This is a genomic window from Streptomyces longhuiensis (assembly GCF_020616555.1).
Lineage (GTDB): Bacteria > Actinomycetota > Actinomycetes > Streptomycetales > Streptomycetaceae > Streptomyces > Streptomyces longhuiensis.
In genome coordinates this window covers 8,938,850-8,956,403 of sequence record NZ_CP085173.1, presented here as the reverse complement: position 1 = coordinate 8,956,403, position 17,554 = coordinate 8,938,850, and the positions used below count along the sequence as shown (strand labels likewise).

The following is a 17,554-nucleotide window of genomic DNA, read 5'->3' as shown; positions in this document are numbered from 1 at the left end:
GGCTTCGGGGGCCGGCCCGGCACGGCGCGGTTCGTGATCCGTCAGCCCCGGCGGGGCGGGCGGATGCCGCGGAACTCCCAGTCGCCGCCCAGCGCGGTGGACAGGACTTCCTCGGACTCGGTCGGCTGGGCACCCACGTCGGAGCGGATCGCGGTGGGACCGGTGACGATGTGGTTGGTCAGCCGCCCCAGACCTTCCACCTCCACCTCGACGACGTCACCGGGCTGCACGGGACGGGAGTTGGCCGGTGTGCCGGAGAGCAGCACGTCGCCGGGGTACAGCGTGATGGTGCGCGCGATGTCGGCCACGAGGTAGTGCATGTCCCACTCCATCTCCGCGGTGGAGCCGTCCTGCACCACCTCTCCGTTGACGTAGGTGCGCAGGTACTTGTCGCGGAAGTCCCAGTCGGTGACCAGGCCCGGGCCGAGCGGACACAGGGTGTCGGAGCCCTTCACCCGCAGCATGGAGCCGGCGTCGGTGTCGCGGAAGTCGTGCAGGCCGTAGTCGTTGGCGATCGTGTAGCCCGCGATGTACTCCCCCGCGTCGGCCGGCGAGATGTTGCGGGCCGTCCTGCCGATCACGATGGCGACCTCGCCCTCGTAGTTGAGCCACTTGCAGCCCTCGGGGCGCACGATCGCGCCCTTGTGGGAGTTGAGGGCCGAGGTGGGCTTGTGGAAGTACGTCGGGGTGGGCGTGAGCTCGATCTGGAACTCGTCGACGCGGCTGCGGTGGTTGAGATGGACGGCGACGACCTTCGAGGGGACGACCGGGGGAAGGTGCTGGGCGTCCTCCACCTTGACGCGGCGGCCGTCGCCGGCGACCAGTTCGTCGTCCTCGCGGAGGACCTGGACGGCCGCGCCGTCCAGGAGGATGCGGCGGTACTCGGGCATGAGGGGGCTCCTAGGCGCGGCTGTGGGGGTTGTGCGGTGCGGGGTGTGCGGACAGGCCGTCGCCGGTCCAGCCGCCGGCGGGGCGGTCGAACCACAGGTGGACCTGGCCGGTGCCGATCGAGTTCTCGTACTCGCCGTACTGGCGCGCCCTGGCGACGCAGGCGCGCTCGCCGAGGGCGCCCGCCATCATCAGGTAGTGGAAGAACTTGGCCTCGGGCTTGAACTTCCAGAACGCGTCCATCGTGTCGATGACCTTGTCGTGACGGCCTTCCTTGAACCAGGCGATGCGTTCGTGGTCGGCCTCGCGCGCCTCGGCGGTGAAGATGTGCGCGGGGTCGCTCGATTCGTGGTCGCGCAGTTGCCGCAGCGGCCAGAAGGTGTGCGACAGGGCGCCAGAGGCGATGAGCAGGACGCGGCGGCCCGGGGTGGCGGCGATGCCGTCGGCGAGCGCTCGTCCGAGGCGCAGGTGGTCCTCCATGTCACCGGTCTGGCAGACGCCGATGGTGACCCACTTCTTGTCGGGCAGGCCCTCGCCGAGGAACTTCCACAGGTTGGTCGTGGCGTAGTAGATCGGCAGGTACGGGTCGTCGATCGCGGTGATCCAGGTGCCGTGCTTGTCCGCGAACCCGGCTATGTTCTCGGCGAGTTCGGGGTCGCCCGGGAAGTCGTAGGGCATCCGGCACATGCCGCGCGGCAGCTCTTCGGAGGTGAAGAGCCCGGCCCGGCGCTGCTGCGCGGTGACGACGAATTCGACGGTGGTGGCCCAGTGCGAGTCCAGGACGACGACGGTGTCGTACTCCTGGGCGGCATCCCCCTCGAAGACCTCGCGCCGCAGTTCGTTCAGACCGGTGACGAGGGTGATCTCCTTGCCCTCGTTCAGTTCCAGGCGCGTCTCCTGCGGGAGCACGACGGTGGGCACATGGGCGAGCAGCCCCGCCCCGACGATCTCACCCATGGTCCCGCCAGCCCTTCGGCGCCGTCACGGTGTTCTTGAGGTCGCAGTAGAAGTCGAAGCTCCAGGTGCCTCCCTCGCGGCCCACCCCGGAGTGCCGGGAGCCGCCGAAGGGCGCCTGGAGGTCGCGTACGAAGAAGCAGTTGACCCAGACCGTGCCGGCTACGAGACGGTCGGTGACGCGCTCGGCGCGACCGCGGTCTCCGGTGGCGACGGTGGCGGCGAGCCCGAAGCGGGTGTCGTTGGCCAGGCGGACCGCCTCGTCCTCGTCGGCGAACGTCTGCAGTGTCAGGACGGGGCCGAAGACCTCTTCCTGGACGATCTCGGAGTCCTGGGCGACATCGGTGAGCAGGGTCGGCGCGTAGTACTGACCTTCGCCCCGTCGGCCGCCGATGACGGCTCGGGCCCCGGCTGCGAGGGCCCGCTGCACGAAGCCGTCGATCTTCTCCAGCTGGCGGGTGTGGATGTTGGGGCCGATGTCGGTACTCTCGTCGCGCGGATCTCCCTGCCGCAGGGCCGATGCCTTCTCGGCGAAGCGCCGCGTGAACTCCTCCGCGATCGTCTCCTCGACGAGGATGCGGGTGGCGGCCAGGCACACCTGTCCGGCGTTGTCGTACTGCTCCACGGCCAGGTCGACCGCCAGGTCGAGGTCGGCGTCCGCGAACACCAACAGCGGTGACTTTCCGCCGAGTTCGAAGCTGGCGGGCACCAGGTTGGCGGCTGCCGCCGCGGCGATGGTCTTCGCGGTGGGCACCGATCCGGTGAAGCTGATGCGGCGCACGTCGGGGTTCGAGACGAGCGCGCTGCCGGCCTCGACGCCGTAGCCCTGCACGACGTTCAGGACCCCGGCGGGCAGTCCGGCCTCGGCGGCGATGTCGGCGAACAGGGAGGCGGTGAGGGGCGACCACTCGGCAGGCTTGAGGATCACGGTGTTGCCCGCGGCGAGCGCCGGGGCGATCTTCCAGCTGGCCAGCATCAGCGGTGCGTTCCACGGGGTGATCAGCACGCAGGGGCCCGCCGGGTCCCAGCTGACGTGGTTGGTGTGGCCGCGGGTGTCGAAGTCGTCGTGGCCGAGGCCGAGGAGCCAGTCGGCGAAGAAGCGGAAGTTGTGTGCCACGCGTGGCATCACACCGCGCCGGTGCGAGCGCAGCAGAGCGCCGTTGTCGTGGGTCTCGACGATCGAGAGGTCTTCGACGCGCTTCTCGACGGCGTCGGCGACGGCGTGCAGGATCCGCGCCCGTTCGGCGCGCGGGGTGGCCGCCCAGCCGGGGAAGGCGGCGCGGGCCGCGGCAACGGCGGCCGACGCTTCTGCCGCCGTACCGCGGGCGATCTCGCCGATGACGCTCCCGTCGATCGGCGAGACGTCCACGAAGGTGTCGGCGGAGGCGACGCGTTCGCCGCCGATCCAGTGCCGGGTGTCGACGGTGACACCGGCCACGGTGAGGGTGTGTTCGCTCATGTCCAGTCTCCAAGTGGCAGGTAGTGGGCGGGAGTCACTCGGCTCCGGAGGTGCCGGACTCGAGCAGCGTGCCGCCGTCCCACACGACGCCGACCTGCCGGTGGTAGGCGGCGATCGGCTCCCTGATCTCCAGTCGGGCCAGCTCCTCGGTGGGCGCTTCGAACAGCTCCAGCTCCGCGTCACCGACCCACGCCTGACCGGCCTCGAAGGACGCGGCGCCGGTCTCGATCAGCTCGTCGAGAGCCAGCCCCTTGCCCTTCTCGATGGAGGGCAGCCAGCGGTGGTGGGCCATCGGGTGGCTGTTGACGAAGCCGTTGGTCTCGGACGGTTCGCGCAGGGTGACCACGGCCTGGGCCAGGCGGCGGTCGGCCGCGGCGAGGGTCGCGCCGAAGCGGGCGCCGGCTTCGATGCGCGGCGCGGGGCCGTACGGGTGCGGGCGGGTCTGGTGGATGGAGCCGAGCTTCTTCGGGTAGCCCTGGTGCAGGCCGCGCGCGACGGCGAAGTCCTTGTCGACCCAGATGTACACGCACCGCGAGTAGGTGCGCCCCTTGTACCGGCAGCGCACGACCGCGAAGGCCTCCTTGTACTGGGCGAGCACGGGGTCGAGCAGTTGGCTCCCGTCCGCGGCGCAGGACTGCCAGTCGGCCCAGATCAGCGCGACGGCGCCGGGGTCCTCATCGGCCAACTCCAGTGGTTCGGGAAGGAGTTCGCGCACCCGGGCGGGGTCGGTGCGGTACTCGACGGTGAGCAGGTCGCCGGAGTAGTGCCACGGCGGGGAGGGGATCAGCGAGGCGTCGCCGGTCGCCGTCTTGGGGTGGAAGTATCCACGGACGCTGGCCATGACTGGGGGTTCCTTACGAGATGAGGGCGGGCCGCGCGAGGAGCTGGGCGCGGTAGCGGGCGGCGCCGGTGGTGGCGGCGGGGCCGCCGAGCGCCACCACCCCGACGAGCCGGTCGTCGCGGTGGTAGCCGACGAGGACGTCACCTTCCGGGTGGCCGTCCAGGACGCGCACGTCGGCGATGCCGAGGGCGGGTGCGCCGAAGGACTGCAGCCGGAACTCGTGCTGGTCGCTCCAGAAGGTGGGCAGCGGGGCGAACGGCGCGGGTTGTGCCACGCTGCCGGCGAGGTGGGCCACGAGGCTCTTCGCGGCGTGCTTGGCGGAGTCGGTGGGGATCGACCAGTGCTCGACGCGGCGGGGCACGCCGTCGTAGCGGGCGTTGGGGAAGCGGGCGACGTCGCCGACGGCGACGACGTTCGGGTGGCCGCCGACGCGCAGCTGCTCGTCGGTCAGGACCCCGTCGGACAGATCCAGGCCGTTGCCGTCCAGCCATTCGGTGTTGGCGACCGAGCCGACGGACTCCACGACCACATCGGCCGCGAGCACCGTCCCGTCGGTGAGGACGACACCGGTCACCCGGTCCTCGCCCTCGAAGCCCGCGACACCTGCGCCGAGGGCGAAGCGCACGCCGCGTTCCTCGTGGCGCCGGTGCAGCGAGCGGGCCAGGAGTTCGCCGAGCGGGCGCAGCATCGGCAACGGCTCGGGGTCGACCACCGTCACCTCGCCGACGCCCAGGCCCTTGGCGGTGGCGGCGACCTCGCAGCCGATGAAGCCCGCGCCGATGACGACCACACGGACGCCCGGCCGGGTCAGTTCGTCACGCAGGCCCCGGGCGTCGGCGAGGGTGCGCACGGTGTGCCGGCCGCTGCCGGGACCCGAAGGGCCGTCGCAGCGCAGCTTGCGCGGCCGCATGCCGGTGGCGACGACCAGGCCGTCGAAGGCGAGCTCCGTACCGTCGTCGAGTCCGACGACGCGTTCGTCGAGGCGGGCGGAGGTGACGGTCGTGCCCAGTCGCCACTCGACGTCCGCCGCACTCGCTCGGGGCGTGAACGCGAGGGACTCGAAGGATGCGGTCCCGGCGAGCACGTCCTTGCTCAGCGGCGGCCGGTTGTACGGCATATGGGGCTCGTCGCCGATGACCGTGATCGCGCCCGTCCAGCCGGCGGCGCGCAGCTGTTCGGCGGCGCGCAGGCCGCCCATCGAGGCACCGGCCACGACGACGCGCCCCGGGCTCCGGGGGACGTGAGCCGTCTCGGCCATCTCAGGCCTCGATCCGGATGGCCTGCAGCGGACAGACGTCTGCGGCTTCCTCGACCTCGTCGCGCAGCGCGTCGTCGGGGTCGCTGACGTAGGCGAGGCGCCCGGTGTCGTCCAGCTGGAAGACGTCGGGGGCCGAGAAGACGCACTGTCCGTGGTCCTGGCACTTGTTCATGTCGACGACGACCTTCATGGCCGGTCCTCCTGGAGGTGAGGGCGTCGGGGCGCACTGAGGGAAGTGGGGCCCGGCTCCGTGGCCGGGCCCCTGCCAAAGGGGTACGGATGGCCGCACTCCCCAACTCGTTTGGCTTCAAACAACATAGGAAGCGAACGGATCCTGGTCAAGAGCTATCCAGATGGATAAATTCTTTCCCTGCACCCCTTGCGGAGAGGGGCGGCCGTCCATACCGTTTGGCACCAAACAACGGGTGGACGCCGGTCTGGCGTCCACACCCCGACGCCGGGCCCTCGCCTGACGGGCCACCCCGCCCGGCGGCCGGCCGCCACGCCCCCGTTCACATCCGCCGAGGAGACATCGGTGAGCGCTCAAGACACCCCAGAAGTCCGCACCGCCATGGACCGGCTCGCCGCCGACGGCATCGACGTGGTCCGGGTGACGTATCCCGACCTGATCGGCACCGACCGCGCCCGTGACGTCCTGCTCGACCATCTGCCCTCGGCCTGCGACCACGGCCTCGCCTTCTGCCGCGCCGTCTACCACACCACCCCGCAGGGCGACGTGGTCCCGGTCAGGGGCGGCCTCGACGCGGGCCTCCCCGACGTGACCGTACGACCCGACCTCGCCACCGCCCGCGGTCTGCCCTGGGAGCCGGGCGTCGCCTGGTGCCTGGGCGAGACGACCGACCCCGCCACCGGCTCCCCCAGCCCGGAGTCCCCGCGCGACCTGCTGCGCTCGGTGCTCACCCGCTGCGAAGAAGCCGGTCTGCGACCTGTCGTCGGCCCCGAGCTCGAGTACTTCCTGCTCGAACAGGACACGGCCGCGCCGACCGGCTGGCGCCGCTACGGACAGGGCGTCGCCGGAGTCGTCTACACGGCCGGACTGCGCGCCGACGCGGACAACCACCTGCTGCCCACCCTGCGCGCGCTGCGCGATCTCGACATCGGCGTCATCAGCGCGAACCACGAGTTCGACGCGGGCCAGTTCGAGATCAACCTGACCCACTCGGAAGCGATGGACGCCGCCGACCGCGCCTTCCTCTTCAAGTCCGCGGTCAAGGAAATCGCCCGCAAGGAAGGGAAGTTGGCCACCTTCATGGCCAAGCCCTTCAACGACGCCGGAGGCTCCGGCTTCCACCTCCACTTCTCCGGCGAAGCCACCGGTGACTCCGTCGCCGAAGAGGGCCGTAACGTCTTCGACGACCCCTCAGGCGCCTACGGCTTGTCGGACACGGCCCGGCACGCCATCGCCGGCATCCTCGCCCACGCACCCGCGCTCGCGGCCCTGCTCAACCCGACCGTGAACTCGTACAAGCGCTTCGGACCCGACACCCTCGCGCCGTGGCTGATCGACTGGGGCCTCGACAACCGCAGCGCCATGGTCCGCATCCCGCCCGAGCGTGGCTCCGGCGCCCGCCTGGAGCTCCGGCTCGGCGACGCCAGCGCCAACCCCTATCTCGCGACCGCGGCGCTCTGCGCCGCCGCGCTCCTCGGCATCCAGGACGGCAAGGAGCCGCCGGCACCCCTGCAGGGCTACGGCTACGACCCCGAGAAGTCCCAGATGCTGCCGACGACCCTGCCCGCCGCACTCGACGCCCTCGAAGCGGACGACGCGCTGACCGAGGTCCTCGGCAAGGACTTCACCGAGTCCTTCCTCACCTACAAGCGCGACGAGGTCGACCGCTTCAACCACCACGTCACGGACTGGGAGTTCACCGAGTACTCCTACCACCTCTGACCGGCCGCACCACCTTCAGGAGCACCCCCATGACGAACCCGACCGACGCCATCGCCCCGACCGAACCCATGCCGCTCGCCGACGTCGACCTCGCCGACCTCGACAACTTCACCGACGGCGTCACCCCCTGGCGCATGTTCCACACCCTGCGCCACGAGGACCCGGTCCACTGGCAGCCGGAAGAGGCCCCCAACTCGGGCTTCTGGGCGGTCACCCGGCACGAGGACATCGCACGCGTCGACCGCGACGCCGAGACGTTCACCTCCACCAAATTCGTCAACCTCGAAGAGGTCGACGACGACCAGATCAAGAAGCGCGCCTCCATCCTGGAACTCGACGGCGTGCGTCACCGCGCGATGCGCAGCCTGCTCCAGCGCCAGTTCGGCGCGAGCGTCATCAACAGCTACACCGATTTCCTGCGCGGGCTGACCGCCAAGACCCTGGACACGGCGCTCGCCAAGGGCAGCTTCGACTTCGTCCAGGAGGTCTCCGCCGACTTCCCCATCAACGTACTGGCCCGCCTCCTCGACGTGCCGCCGGAGGACAACCAGCAGCTCATCGACTGGGGCAACCGGATCATCGGCAACACCGACCCCGACTACGCGGACGTGCTCCTCGGGAGCGAGGAGAGCGAGAAGTACCGCGACCTGCCGTTCCGCTCCCCCGCCTCCCTCGAAGTCTTCGAGTACGGACGCGAGTTGGCCCGTCAGCGACGCGGCGGCCACGGCACCGACCTGGTCTCCAAGCTCGTCAACGAGACCCCCCGCGACGGACTGCCGCTGTCCGGGCAGGACTTCGACAACTACTTCCTGCTCCTCGTGGTCGCCGGCAACGAGACCACACGCCACACCATCACGCACTCCATGCTGGCCCTGCTCCAGCACCCCGAGCAGCTGGCCCGCCTCCAGGAGGACCCCTCCCTGATCCCGACGGCGGTCGAGGAGTTCCTGCGCTGGGCGTCCCCCGTCTACCACTTCCGCCGCACCGCGACCCGCGACGTCGAACTCGGCGGCAAGCAGGTCAAGGAGGGCGACAAGGTCGTCATGTGGTACGCCTCCGGCAACCGTGACGAGAAGGTCTTCGGCAACCCGTACAACTTCGACGTCGCCCGCACGGACAACGACCACGTCACCTTCGGCAAGGGAAGCCCGCACCTGTGCCTGGGCAACCTCCTTGCCCGCACCGAGATCCGCATCATGTTCGAGGAGCTGATCCCGCGCCTGGCCGGCATCCGCCTCACCGGCGACGTCCCACGCGTCCGCTCCAACTTCGTCAACGGAATCAAGAAGCTCCCCGTCGAGGTCACCCTCGCCTGACGAGTTCTCCCTGCCTGTCAGCCGCCGCAGAGCCGCTGCGCGAGCTCGACCAGCTCGCGCAGCCGACTGCGGCGACCGGCTCGCTCGGCTCCGATGCCGCGCCCCCGCTGTCTGGCCGCTTCGACGGCCAAGAAACCCCTGTCGGCCGCGCAGTGCTTCGTGCCAGAATCCGCGCATGTCCGTCCGATACCCGCGCCCCCTGCGTCCTGGTGACCGTATCGGTGTCACCTCTCCGTCGAGTGGTGTGTCGAAGGAGATGAGTGCGCGCCTTCAGCTCGCTGTCCGTGAGGTGCAGGACCGTGGGTACGAGGTGGTGGTCGGGCGGTGCATGGACGGGGCCCGGCATGTCAGTGCCTCGGCCGCCGATCGTGCGGGCGAGTTGATGGCGATGCTGACCGATCCCACCATCAGGGCGGTCGTGCCGCCGTGGGGCGGGGAGACGGCGATCGATCTGATCCCGCACCTCGACTGGGACCGGCTGCGCGAGGCCGAGCCCACCTGGTTCGTCGGGTTCTCCGACATCTCGAGCCTCATCACCCCGCTGACCCTGCTCACCGGCACCGCGACCGTCCACGGCAACAACTTCATGGACACGCCCTATCGCGTACCCGAGGGCCTGCTGACGTGGCTCGACATCGTCGCCGCTCCCCCCGGGCACCGCTTCACGCAGACTCCGCCCGGCCGCCACCGTTCCGGCGGCTTCGACGACTTCGCCGTCTACCCGGACGTCCGCGAGTACACGCTGAACGGCCGGGGCACCTGGACCCGGCTCGACGGCAGCGGTGACGTGGATGCCGAGGGGCGGCTGCTCGGCGGCTGCATCGAGACGCTGTGCGATCTCGCGGGAACCCCCTACCTCGACGCATCGGCCTTCGCCCGCGACGAGTCCCCCGACGGACTCCTCATCTACGTCGAGGCGGCCGAGGACAACGCCTTCACCATCTGTCGGAACCTGCACGGCATAAGGCTCGCCGGGCTCTTCGACCACGCGAACGCGATCCTCGTCGGCCGGACCAACGCACCGGACCGCCGCACCCTCACCCAGCACGAGGCCGTGCTCGACGCGCTCGGCTCCCTGAACGTGCCGATCGTCGCCGACGTGGAATGCGGCCATGTCCCGCCGTACATGCCCATCGTCAACGGCGCGCTCGGCCGTCTCGTTCACACGTCGACCCGCAGCGAACTCACGCAGACATTGGCCTGACGACGTAGGCGGGAGAGCCCAGGCCCACCGGCCCTGAGCCCTCCCGCCCGAGGAAACCGCCCTCTCCCCCGTCAGGCGATGTGACGGATCCGGCGCACGGCGAGGAAGACCAGGAGCGCCGCCAGAGCGAGGAAGATGCCCGTCTCGATGCTCTGGAAGGCCCAGAACCTGTCGCCGGGCTGGTAGAGCTGCCAGTTGTGGGAACCCGGCCCCAGGCCCTGATGCGCCATCTGGTCCAGGCACGAACTCGCGTCGCCCTTGAGCTCGTTGGAGGGCGGGCACCCCACCTGGGCGTTCTCCCTCACGAGCTTCCCGGCGCCGTCGCGCAACCCCTGGCTGAGAATCCAGTCGCTCGACGCGGGGTTCGGTCCCTGGGAGCTCGCCAGGCCGTAGTTCAGGGTTTTGGCGGGCATGTAGTGGGACCGGCCGAGGGTTTCGACGGCGATACGTACGACGGCGAATCCGGCGAGGGTGACCGCCATGGCCGGCAGGACCCGGCGCGCGAAGGTGCCGGCGAAGATGCCCAGCGACACGGCGAAGAGGGTGTAGCCGATCGGCGCGATGCCCTGCACGTCGAACCAGAGGTAGCCGAATCGCCCGTTGCCGTTGGCGGCCAGCGGCTCGTACCACCAGGACACCCCCAGGGCGTAGACCACTGCGAGGAGGGCCGTGACGACACCCACCAGGCCGAACTTGACGAGCGCCCACCGCAGGCGGCTGACGCCCTGCGTCCACACGAACCGGTGCGTGCCGTGTTCGACTTCGCGGGAGATCAGCGGTGCGCCGAGGAACAACCCCACCAGCAGCGGCAGGATCACGAAGAGGATGCCGACGAACGACAGATCCTTGAACTCGTTCTGGAACTGAGTACTGAGGGCGTTGCAGCGGTCCACGGCCTTGTTCGCGGCCAGCACGTCCGTGCCCAGGTTCGAAAGGCACGCGCCCAGGCCGGAGTTGTCGAAGGCGTCGTGCATCCGCAGGCCGGTGGGAATCATGATCGCGGCGAGTGCGGCCAGCCCGATCCCGGCGAACAGCGCTTGCTTGCGATGCTGCTTCCACGTCAGCCAGATCATGCGGTCACCTCCGAAACGGTGCGCGCCGCACGGGTGTCGGCCGTGTGGAGGTAGGCGAGGACGAGGTCTTCCAGAGTCACCTCGTGCCGGGTCCAGGCCGGGTCGTCGACGGGGCGTCCCTTCGTGCGGACGAGCAGCGTGGACTGGCGATCGGTGTGGCTGGCGTTGACGACCTGGGCCGGGCCCTCCATCGGGACAGCGTCCGGCTCGGTGCGCGGACCGACCAACGTCCGGTGTTCGTCGAGCAGCTCGTCGATCGCCCCGACCAGACGGACCTGTGCCTTCTGCAGCACGATCAGGTAGTCGCAGACCCGTTCCAGGTCCGCCACCAGGTGTGAGGACAGCAGCACTGTCGTGCCGCTCTCGGCGACCACGCCCATCAGCGCCTGCATGAACTCCCGTCGCGCCAGGGGGTCGAGCGCCGCGACCGGCTCGTCGAGCAGCAGCAGACGGGGCCGCTTGGCCATGGCCAGCGCCAGTGCCACCTGGGCGCGCTGCCCGCCGGAGAGTTTCCCGACCGGCTTCTTGAGCGGAATGTCGAGTTGACCGATCCGCTCACGGGCGAAGGCGGCGTCCCAGCGGCTGTTGAGCTTTCCGCCGAGGGTGATGAGGTCCGCGGCGGTGAAGTCGCGGTAGAGCGGCGTGTCCTGGGCCACGAATCCGACCTCCCGCAGGACAGCGGTGTTGTCACGCGGATCCTGGCCGAAGACGCGCACCTGTCCGGTGTCGGGCCGCAGCAGTCCGACGGCGAGGTGCAGGAGGGTGGACTTGCCCGCTCCGTTGGGTCCGGCGAGACCGGCGATCCGGCCGGCGGGCAGGTGCAGGGAGCACTCCTGGAGTGCCCATGTGCGCCCGTACCGCTTTCCGAGTGCGTCGGTCTCCAACGCCATGTTCGTCATGTCCGATCCCCCAACTGGTCACGCATGTCTGGTCCCCCAACTGGTCACGAGACGTCCTCGGCCGGCGGTGCGTCGAGCGTGGTGCGCAGAGTGGTGTCGATCAGCGCGGTGATGTCCTCGCGGCCCAGACCCGCGGCCCGGGCCTTGTGCAGCCAGGCGAGCAGGTCCTCGCGCAGCCCGGCCTGGTGGGCCAGGGCCGGGCCGGCGAGGGTGCCTACGAGGAACGTGCCCACGCCGGGGCGTCCCTCCGCCAGTCCTTCGAGTTCGAGCTCGCGGTACGCCTTCAACACCGTGTTCGGATTGATCGCCAGCGACTGAGCCACCTGTCGCACCTTGGGCAGCTGGTCCCCGGGCTCGGCGAGACCGACCCGCAGAGCCTGGCGCACCTGGAGCACAAGTTGCATGTAGGTGGCCACCCGTGAACGGCCGTCAAGTACGAACTCGATCACTGCTTCTCCCGTTGTCTTACGACAGTAAGACAGCTTGCTGACCCTGGATCCAGGTGTCAAGACTGAATGTCCTACGACAGTAAGACAGCGGGAGTGGGAGACGAGACAGAGGGGGTCGTTCAGCGCCCGTCGGCGGCGATGCGGAAGCGAAGTCGGCAGATCACCGCGTCGGTGTCGCGGCGTACCGCGTGCGCGACGACGGAGCCGCGCTGGTTCTGGAGCATCCGCTGCCAGACGCGCGCGGACTCGGCTTCCGGGATCAGCACGGTGATCTGGGAGTCGGGGTGGGTGGCGGCGAGCTCGCGCACGTAGGCCGAGACGGGCCGGCCGAGGGCGCGCGTGGGTGAGCTGAGCTCGACGAGATCGACGCCCGGGTTCCACAACTCCCAGTCCCGGTGCAGGGCTTCGGCCTCGCGACGGTCCTCCGGGGCGGGGTGCGTGACGGTGATCGCCAGCACTTCGTCACCCAGCGAACGGGCCGCGGTGAGCGCCTTGCACGTCAGCTTGGACAGGCCGGAGACGGGTACGACGACCAGCGAGTGGACGCGCTTGGGCGGTTCGGGGACGCGGCCGAGTTCGAGGCGCTCGCCGATGCGGCCGTACGCGCGATGCACCCGCTCGAAGCCGAGGACCAGCAGCGGCAGGGCGAGGACGATGAGCCAGGCACCCTCGGTGAACTTGGTGGCGGTGACGACCACTCCCGCGACACCGGTCAGCAGGGCGCCGAAGCCGTTCAGTGCGGCCTTCGCCCGCCAGCCCTTGACCCCGTCGCCGTACCAGTGCCGGACCATGCCGACCTGGCAGATGGTGAAGCCGATGAAGACGCCGATCGCGAAGAGCGGGACGAGGGTGTTCGTGTCGCCGCCGGAGAAGATCAGCAGGAGCGCGGAGACCAGGGCCAGCGCGAGCACCCCGTGCCGGTGCACCTGCCGGTCGGCCTTGAGGGCGAACACATGTGGGAGGTGGTTGTCACGGGCCAGCAGGCTCATCAGTACGGGCAGTCCGCCGAAGGACGTGTTGGCGGCGAGTGCGAGGAGCACCATCGTCGCGAACTGCACCACGTAGAAGGCCACGTTGTGTCCGAACGAGGCGTCCGCGAGCTGCGCGAGGACCGTCACGCCTTCGACCGGCTGGAGATGGAAGCGGCCGATGAGGATGGAAAGGCCGATGAGCATCACGCCGAGGAGAGCGCCGAGCGCCACCTCGGTGCGCTGGGCGCGTCGGGCGGCCGGGGCGCGGAAGGACGGCACCGCGTTGGCCACGGCCTCCACTCCGGTGAGGGCGGAGCAGCCGGCCGCGAACGCCTTGAGCAGGAGCAGGGCCCCTACGGTGGTGGCACTGTCGCCGAGCGCGGAAGTGTGACCGTCGGCCGAAGCGGTGCTGACCGGGCCGTCGCGGAAGAGCCCGACCACGATCATCGCGAGGATCGAGCCGACGAAGAGGGCGGTCGGCAGCAGGAACGCCTTGGCCGAGTCGACCACGCCCCGCAGGTTGATGGCCGTGACCAGGAGGAGGACGCCGAGGCAGATCCAGGTCCGTTCGCCGTAGAGCTGAGGGAAGGCCGAGGTGAGAGCGGCGACACCGGCGGTGACGGAGACCGCGACGTTCAGCACGTAGTCGAGGATCAGAGAGCCGGCGGCGACCAGGCTGGTGCGGCGCCCCAGATGCCGCTTGGCCACGGCGTACGAGCCGCCGCCGTCCGGGAACGCGGCGATGACCTGACGGTACGAGGCCACCAGCACCGCCAGCAGCCCGGCGATCGCGAGCGTGACGGGAAGCGTGAACCCCATCCCGTAGGCACCGGCCACGGCCAACACCAGAACGATCGATTCCGGTCCGTAGGCCACCGAGGCCATCGCGTCCAGCGACAGCGCGGCCAGCCCCTGGAGCGCGGTGAGCTTGTGCCGGTCACCGGCCCGGGCAGCTGCGGCACCGCCGGCATCAGGCGGCTCCTGAACTCCGTCGCCGTCTTCCGCCGCGTTCGCGCTGCCTGTGTGTACGGCCATGTTGCCGGTCCTCCGATTGAGCAATCCGAGGACCAGCGTGAATGCCGTGCGGCAAGGGGCCCAGCCTTCTTGCCGTGATCCATACGTGCGCCGGAGCACTCTTCACGCGCTCCATACGTCGCGGCAGGAGGCCATCCTCACCGGGCGCCGCCGCGACGGTCACGTCGGACTGGCCGCCGTCGGCTCACGGCACCGGGCGAGCGTCCGCCCACCCCTCAGGCGCCCTTCGCCGGGCGTGTGATGTCCAGCGCCGCACCCGTCTGATCGGCGAGCGTCACGGCGACGAGGCGGGCCTGGAGGGACGGGACGGGGCCCGGTCCGGGCGTGAGCATGTAGCGGCCGAGGTACTGGCCGTTGCCGTACGCGCGGAGTTCGATCTCACCGTCCGGCCAGCCCCCGCTGTCTACGTCCCAGCGCCTGCGGCCGACCACCACGTTCCCGTCCTGCTCCAGGCGCGGCGGCCGCCCCAGGAGGGTGCCGTACTCGAATCGGCAGCCGCGCAGGCCGAGAAGTTCGGTCAGCTGCTCACGCACATGGCCGACGACCGCGTCCGCGGAGGTGGTCGACTGGGCGAGGTCGGCGGTTCCGTGGATGCGCGCGAGGTACTCCGCGTCCGTCACCGTGACCACCTTCAGCCGGCGCGCGCGGGCCGCGAGCTGCGACACGATCAGCCCGACGACGAGGAGCAGCACCGCCGTCTCGACGTCATCCGAGTCGGTGATGCTGAACCGCTGGTACGGGCGGGTGAGGAAGAAGTCGAACCAGGCCGCCGCCGACAGCGCCGCGACAGCGCCCGCCGCTCGACTGCCGACGGCCGCCACGGCGACGACCACCACGACCAGGATCAGGGCGGCGTTGGTGGCCGACAGGTCCGTGCGGAAAGGCACCAGCACGAGCGCGACGAGGAAGGGGCCGACGAGGCCCGCGGCCAGCGCGATCCGGTCCCGCACGGGATAGCCGGTCAGCGGATTGCCGGTCATACGCGTCGCCTCCAGCTCTCGGGCACCGCCCCCAGATCTAGGTATCACGGGGGTGCTCCGCCCGCCCCGCGAAGCGCGGGGGCAGCCGCGTGACCTGCCTTCCTTTCAAGTGTGCTGCGCGGCCTGAACACCGTCCATCGCCCGGTCGGGACCCCCGCCGATTGCGCTCCGTCGCCGTGCCGATCCTCCGGCCGGTGGTGACAATGGCGGCACGGACGAGCGGCGCCGTTCCTCTCGGCGCGGAGCCAGGCGTGGGCCTGGGTCTCGCGAGCTGTGACGTCGGCCCGGGTGTCCGTGTGATGGCCGGGACCCCGGGCTGGGCAGCACGTCAGGAGTACACCGATGGCCACCACCCACGGGCACCGTCAGGGGCGCCTGCGCGCGTGGATGCTCGAGGGCCTGTCCGACATGGCCAAGACCACCCCTCAGGGGGCGGCCGCCGAGCCGGAACCGTCCCACAAGGGGCAGCCCTGGTGGCGCGTGATGTGCCTGACCGGCGTCGACTACTTCTCCACCCTCGGCTACCAGCCCGGCATCGCGGCTCTCGCGGCCGGTCTGCTGTCGCCGGTGGCGACCATCGTGCTGGTGATCGTCACTCTCGTCGGTGCGCTGCCGGTGTACCGCCGGGTCGCCGAGGAGAGCCCGCACGGCGAGGGCTCGATCGCGATGCTGGAGCGGCTGCTGTCCTTCTGGAAGGGCAAGCTGTTCGTCCTCACCCTGCTCGGCTTCGCCGCGACCGACTTCCTCATCACCATCACCCTGTCGGCGGCGGACGCCTCCACCCACCTCGTGGAGAACCCCCATCTGACGGACACCCTGCACAACAAACAGATGGTCATCACCCTCGTACTGGTGGCCCTGCTCGGCGCGGTGTTCCTCAAGGGTTTCCTGGAGGCGATCGGCGTCGCCGTCGTCCTCGTCGGCATCTATCTCTCGCTCAACGTCGTGGTGGTGGTGACCGGCCTCTGGCACGTGATCACGAAGGAGCATGTGATCACCGACTGGACCACGGCGCTCACCACCCAGCACGGCAACGCGTTCGCCATGATCGGGGTCGCCCTGCTAGTCTTCCCCAAGCTCGCGCTCGGCCTCTCCGGCTTCGAGACCGGCGTGGCGGTCATGCCTCACGTGAAGGGCGACCCCACCGACACCGAGGAGCGGCCGGCGGGCCGTATCCGGGGCGCCAAGAAACTGCTGACGACGGCCGCCGTGATCATGAGTGTGTTCCTCGTCTGCACCAGCTTCATCACCACACTGCTCATCCCGGAGAAGGAGTTCGAGTCCGGCGGCCAGGCAAACGGCCGGGCGCTCGCGTATCTGGCGCACGAGTACCTGGGCAGCGCCTTCGGCACGGTCTACGACATCTCCACCATCGCGATCCTGTGGTTCGCGGGGGCCTCCGCGATGGCCGGGCTCCTCAACCTGATGCCCCGCTACCTGCCGCGGTACGGCATGGCGCCGCACTGGGCCCGCGCCGTACGTCCGATGGTGATCGTCTTCACCCTGATCGCGTTCCTGGTGACCTGGATCTTCGACGCCGACGTCGACGCGCAGGGCGGCGCCTACGCGACCGGTGTCCTTGTCCTGATCTGCTCCGCCGCGATCGCCGTCACCATCGCCGCGCGCAAGGCCGGGCAGCGCAACTGGACCATCGGCTTCGCCATCATCTCGGCGGTGTTCCTCTACACGACGGTCGTCAACGTCATCGAGCGCCCGGACGGTGTGAAGATCGGTGCCTGCTTCATCGCCGGCATCATGCTCGTCTCGTTCCTCTCCCGGCTGGCCCGCGCCTTCGAACTGCGTGTCACCCACGTCACGTTCGACGCCATGGCCGAGCGCTTCGTCCGCGACATCGCCAGCCGCAAGGTCAGGTTCATCGCGAACGAGCCCGACAACCGCGACATCGCCGAGTACCGCGAGAAGATCGACCAGATCCGCCACGACAACGACGTCCCGGCCCAGGAGGACTTCGTCTTCGTCGAGGTCACGGTGCTCGACCCGTCGGAATTCGAGGGGGATCTGAACGTACGCGGCGAGGTGCTGCACAGCCGCTACCGGGTCCTCAGCCTGGAGGCCACCTCCATCCCCAACGCCCTGGCCGCCCTGCTCCTGCACATCCGCGACACCACCGGCCGGGTTCCCCACATCTACTTCGAGTGGACGGAGGGCAATCCCCTCGCCAACTTCCTGCGCTTCTTCCTCTTCGGCCAGGGCGAGGTGGCCCCCGTCACCCGCGAGGTCCTGCGAGAGGCCGAACCGAACCCGGCCCGCCGCCCTCGCGTGCACGTGGGCTGAACGCCCCCGCGGACATCGGG

The 17,554-nt window shown here is 70.0% G+C and carries 15 protein-coding genes; 4 read left to right on the top strand and 11 right to left on the bottom strand.

Annotated features, from left to right (window positions below; genetic code table 11):
* Nucleotides 1-41: 41 nt before the first annotated feature.
* From LGI35_RS40745 to LGI35_RS40720, 6 genes are read right to left on the bottom strand one after another with little or no spacing between them, the layout of a single operon-like run.
* Nucleotides 42-890, bottom strand: coding sequence for a fumarylacetoacetate hydrolase family protein (locus LGI35_RS40745; RefSeq protein ID WP_227299452.1), 849 nt, complete (start codon nucleotides 888-890; stop codon nucleotides 42-44).
* Between the two features lie 10 nt (nucleotides 891-900).
* Nucleotides 901-1,845 carry a 3,4-dihydroxyphenylacetate 2,3-dioxygenase gene (locus tag LGI35_RS40740; protein WP_227299451.1) on the bottom strand — a complete coding sequence of 315 codons (945 nt, stop codon included), beginning with the start codon at nucleotides 1,843-1,845 and terminating at the stop codon, nucleotides 901-903.
* The gene (locus LGI35_RS40735) at nucleotides 1,838-3,301 is read right to left on the bottom strand and encodes an aldehyde dehydrogenase (RefSeq protein ID WP_227299450.1); all 1,464 of its coding nucleotides are present in this window, start codon (nucleotides 3,299-3,301) and stop codon (nucleotides 1,838-1,840) included. The genes LGI35_RS40740 and LGI35_RS40735 overlap by 8 nt, the downstream gene beginning before the upstream one ends.
* Nucleotides 3,302-3,335: 34 nt before the next feature.
* The gene (locus LGI35_RS40730) at nucleotides 3,336-4,142 is read right to left on the bottom strand and encodes an acetoacetate decarboxylase family protein (RefSeq protein WP_227299449.1); all 807 of its coding nucleotides are present in this window, start codon (nucleotides 4,140-4,142) and stop codon (nucleotides 3,336-3,338) included.
* Between the two features lie 13 nt (nucleotides 4,143-4,155).
* Nucleotides 4,156-5,400 (bottom strand): NAD(P)/FAD-dependent oxidoreductase, encoded by a 1,245-nt coding sequence (locus LGI35_RS40725; RefSeq protein ID WP_227299448.1) that lies wholly within the window; start codon nucleotides 5,398-5,400, stop codon nucleotides 4,156-4,158.
* Nucleotide 5,401: 1 nt separating this feature from the next.
* Entirely contained in the window at nucleotides 5,402-5,590 is a 189-nt protein-coding gene (locus tag LGI35_RS40720) for a ferredoxin (RefSeq protein WP_100593447.1), read from the bottom strand.
* 345 nt (nucleotides 5,591-5,935) lie between these two features.
* Between LGI35_RS40720 and LGI35_RS40715 the strand changes: the two genes are divergently transcribed.
* From LGI35_RS40715 to LGI35_RS40705, 3 genes are all read left to right on the top strand, one after another.
* Nucleotides 5,936-7,312, top strand: a complete 1,377-nt coding sequence (locus tag LGI35_RS40715; RefSeq protein ID WP_227299447.1) for a glutamine synthetase family protein — start codon at nucleotides 5,936-5,938, stop codon at nucleotides 7,310-7,312.
* Between the two features lie 29 nt (nucleotides 7,313-7,341).
* Nucleotides 7,342-8,628: a cytochrome P450 gene (locus LGI35_RS40710; protein WP_227299446.1), complete on the top strand. Its 1,287-nt coding sequence runs from the start codon at nucleotides 7,342-7,344 to the stop codon at nucleotides 8,626-8,628.
* 175 nt (nucleotides 8,629-8,803) lie between these two features.
* Nucleotides 8,804-9,832, top strand: coding sequence for a S66 family peptidase (locus LGI35_RS40705; protein ID WP_227299445.1), 1,029 nt, complete (start codon nucleotides 8,804-8,806; stop codon nucleotides 9,830-9,832).
* 71 nt (nucleotides 9,833-9,903) lie between these two features.
* On the opposite strand, the gene LGI35_RS40700 is transcribed toward LGI35_RS40705, so the two are convergent.
* The 5 genes from LGI35_RS40700 to LGI35_RS40680 form a co-directional block, all read right to left on the bottom strand.
* Nucleotides 9,904-10,905 (bottom strand): ABC transporter permease, encoded by a 1,002-nt coding sequence (locus LGI35_RS40700; RefSeq protein ID WP_227299444.1) that lies wholly within the window; start codon nucleotides 10,903-10,905, stop codon nucleotides 9,904-9,906.
* Nucleotides 10,902-11,804, bottom strand: coding sequence for an ABC transporter ATP-binding protein (locus LGI35_RS40695; RefSeq protein WP_227299443.1), 903 nt, complete (start codon nucleotides 11,802-11,804; stop codon nucleotides 10,902-10,904). The genes LGI35_RS40700 and LGI35_RS40695 overlap by 4 nt, the downstream gene beginning before the upstream one ends.
* A 44-nt stretch (nucleotides 11,805-11,848) precedes the next feature.
* Nucleotides 11,849-12,253 (bottom strand): GntR family transcriptional regulator, encoded by a 405-nt coding sequence (locus LGI35_RS40690; protein ID WP_227299442.1) that lies wholly within the window; start codon nucleotides 12,251-12,253, stop codon nucleotides 11,849-11,851.
* A 119-nt stretch (nucleotides 12,254-12,372) separates the two neighbouring features.
* Nucleotides 12,373-14,259, bottom strand: coding sequence for an APC family permease (locus LGI35_RS40685; protein WP_227299441.1), 1,887 nt, complete (start codon nucleotides 14,257-14,259; stop codon nucleotides 12,373-12,375).
* A 215-nt stretch (nucleotides 14,260-14,474) separates the two neighbouring features.
* Nucleotides 14,475-15,239 (bottom strand): DUF4118 domain-containing protein, encoded by a 765-nt coding sequence (locus LGI35_RS40680; RefSeq protein ID WP_227299440.1) that lies wholly within the window; start codon nucleotides 15,237-15,239, stop codon nucleotides 14,475-14,477.
* Between the two features lie 342 nt (nucleotides 15,240-15,581).
* Between LGI35_RS40680 and LGI35_RS40675 the strand changes: the two genes are divergently transcribed.
* Nucleotides 15,582-17,534 carry an APC family permease gene (locus LGI35_RS40675; RefSeq protein ID WP_227299439.1) on the top strand — a complete coding sequence of 651 codons (1,953 nt, stop codon included), beginning with the start codon at nucleotides 15,582-15,584 and terminating at the stop codon, nucleotides 17,532-17,534.
* Nucleotides 17,535-17,554 lie beyond the last annotated feature (20 nt).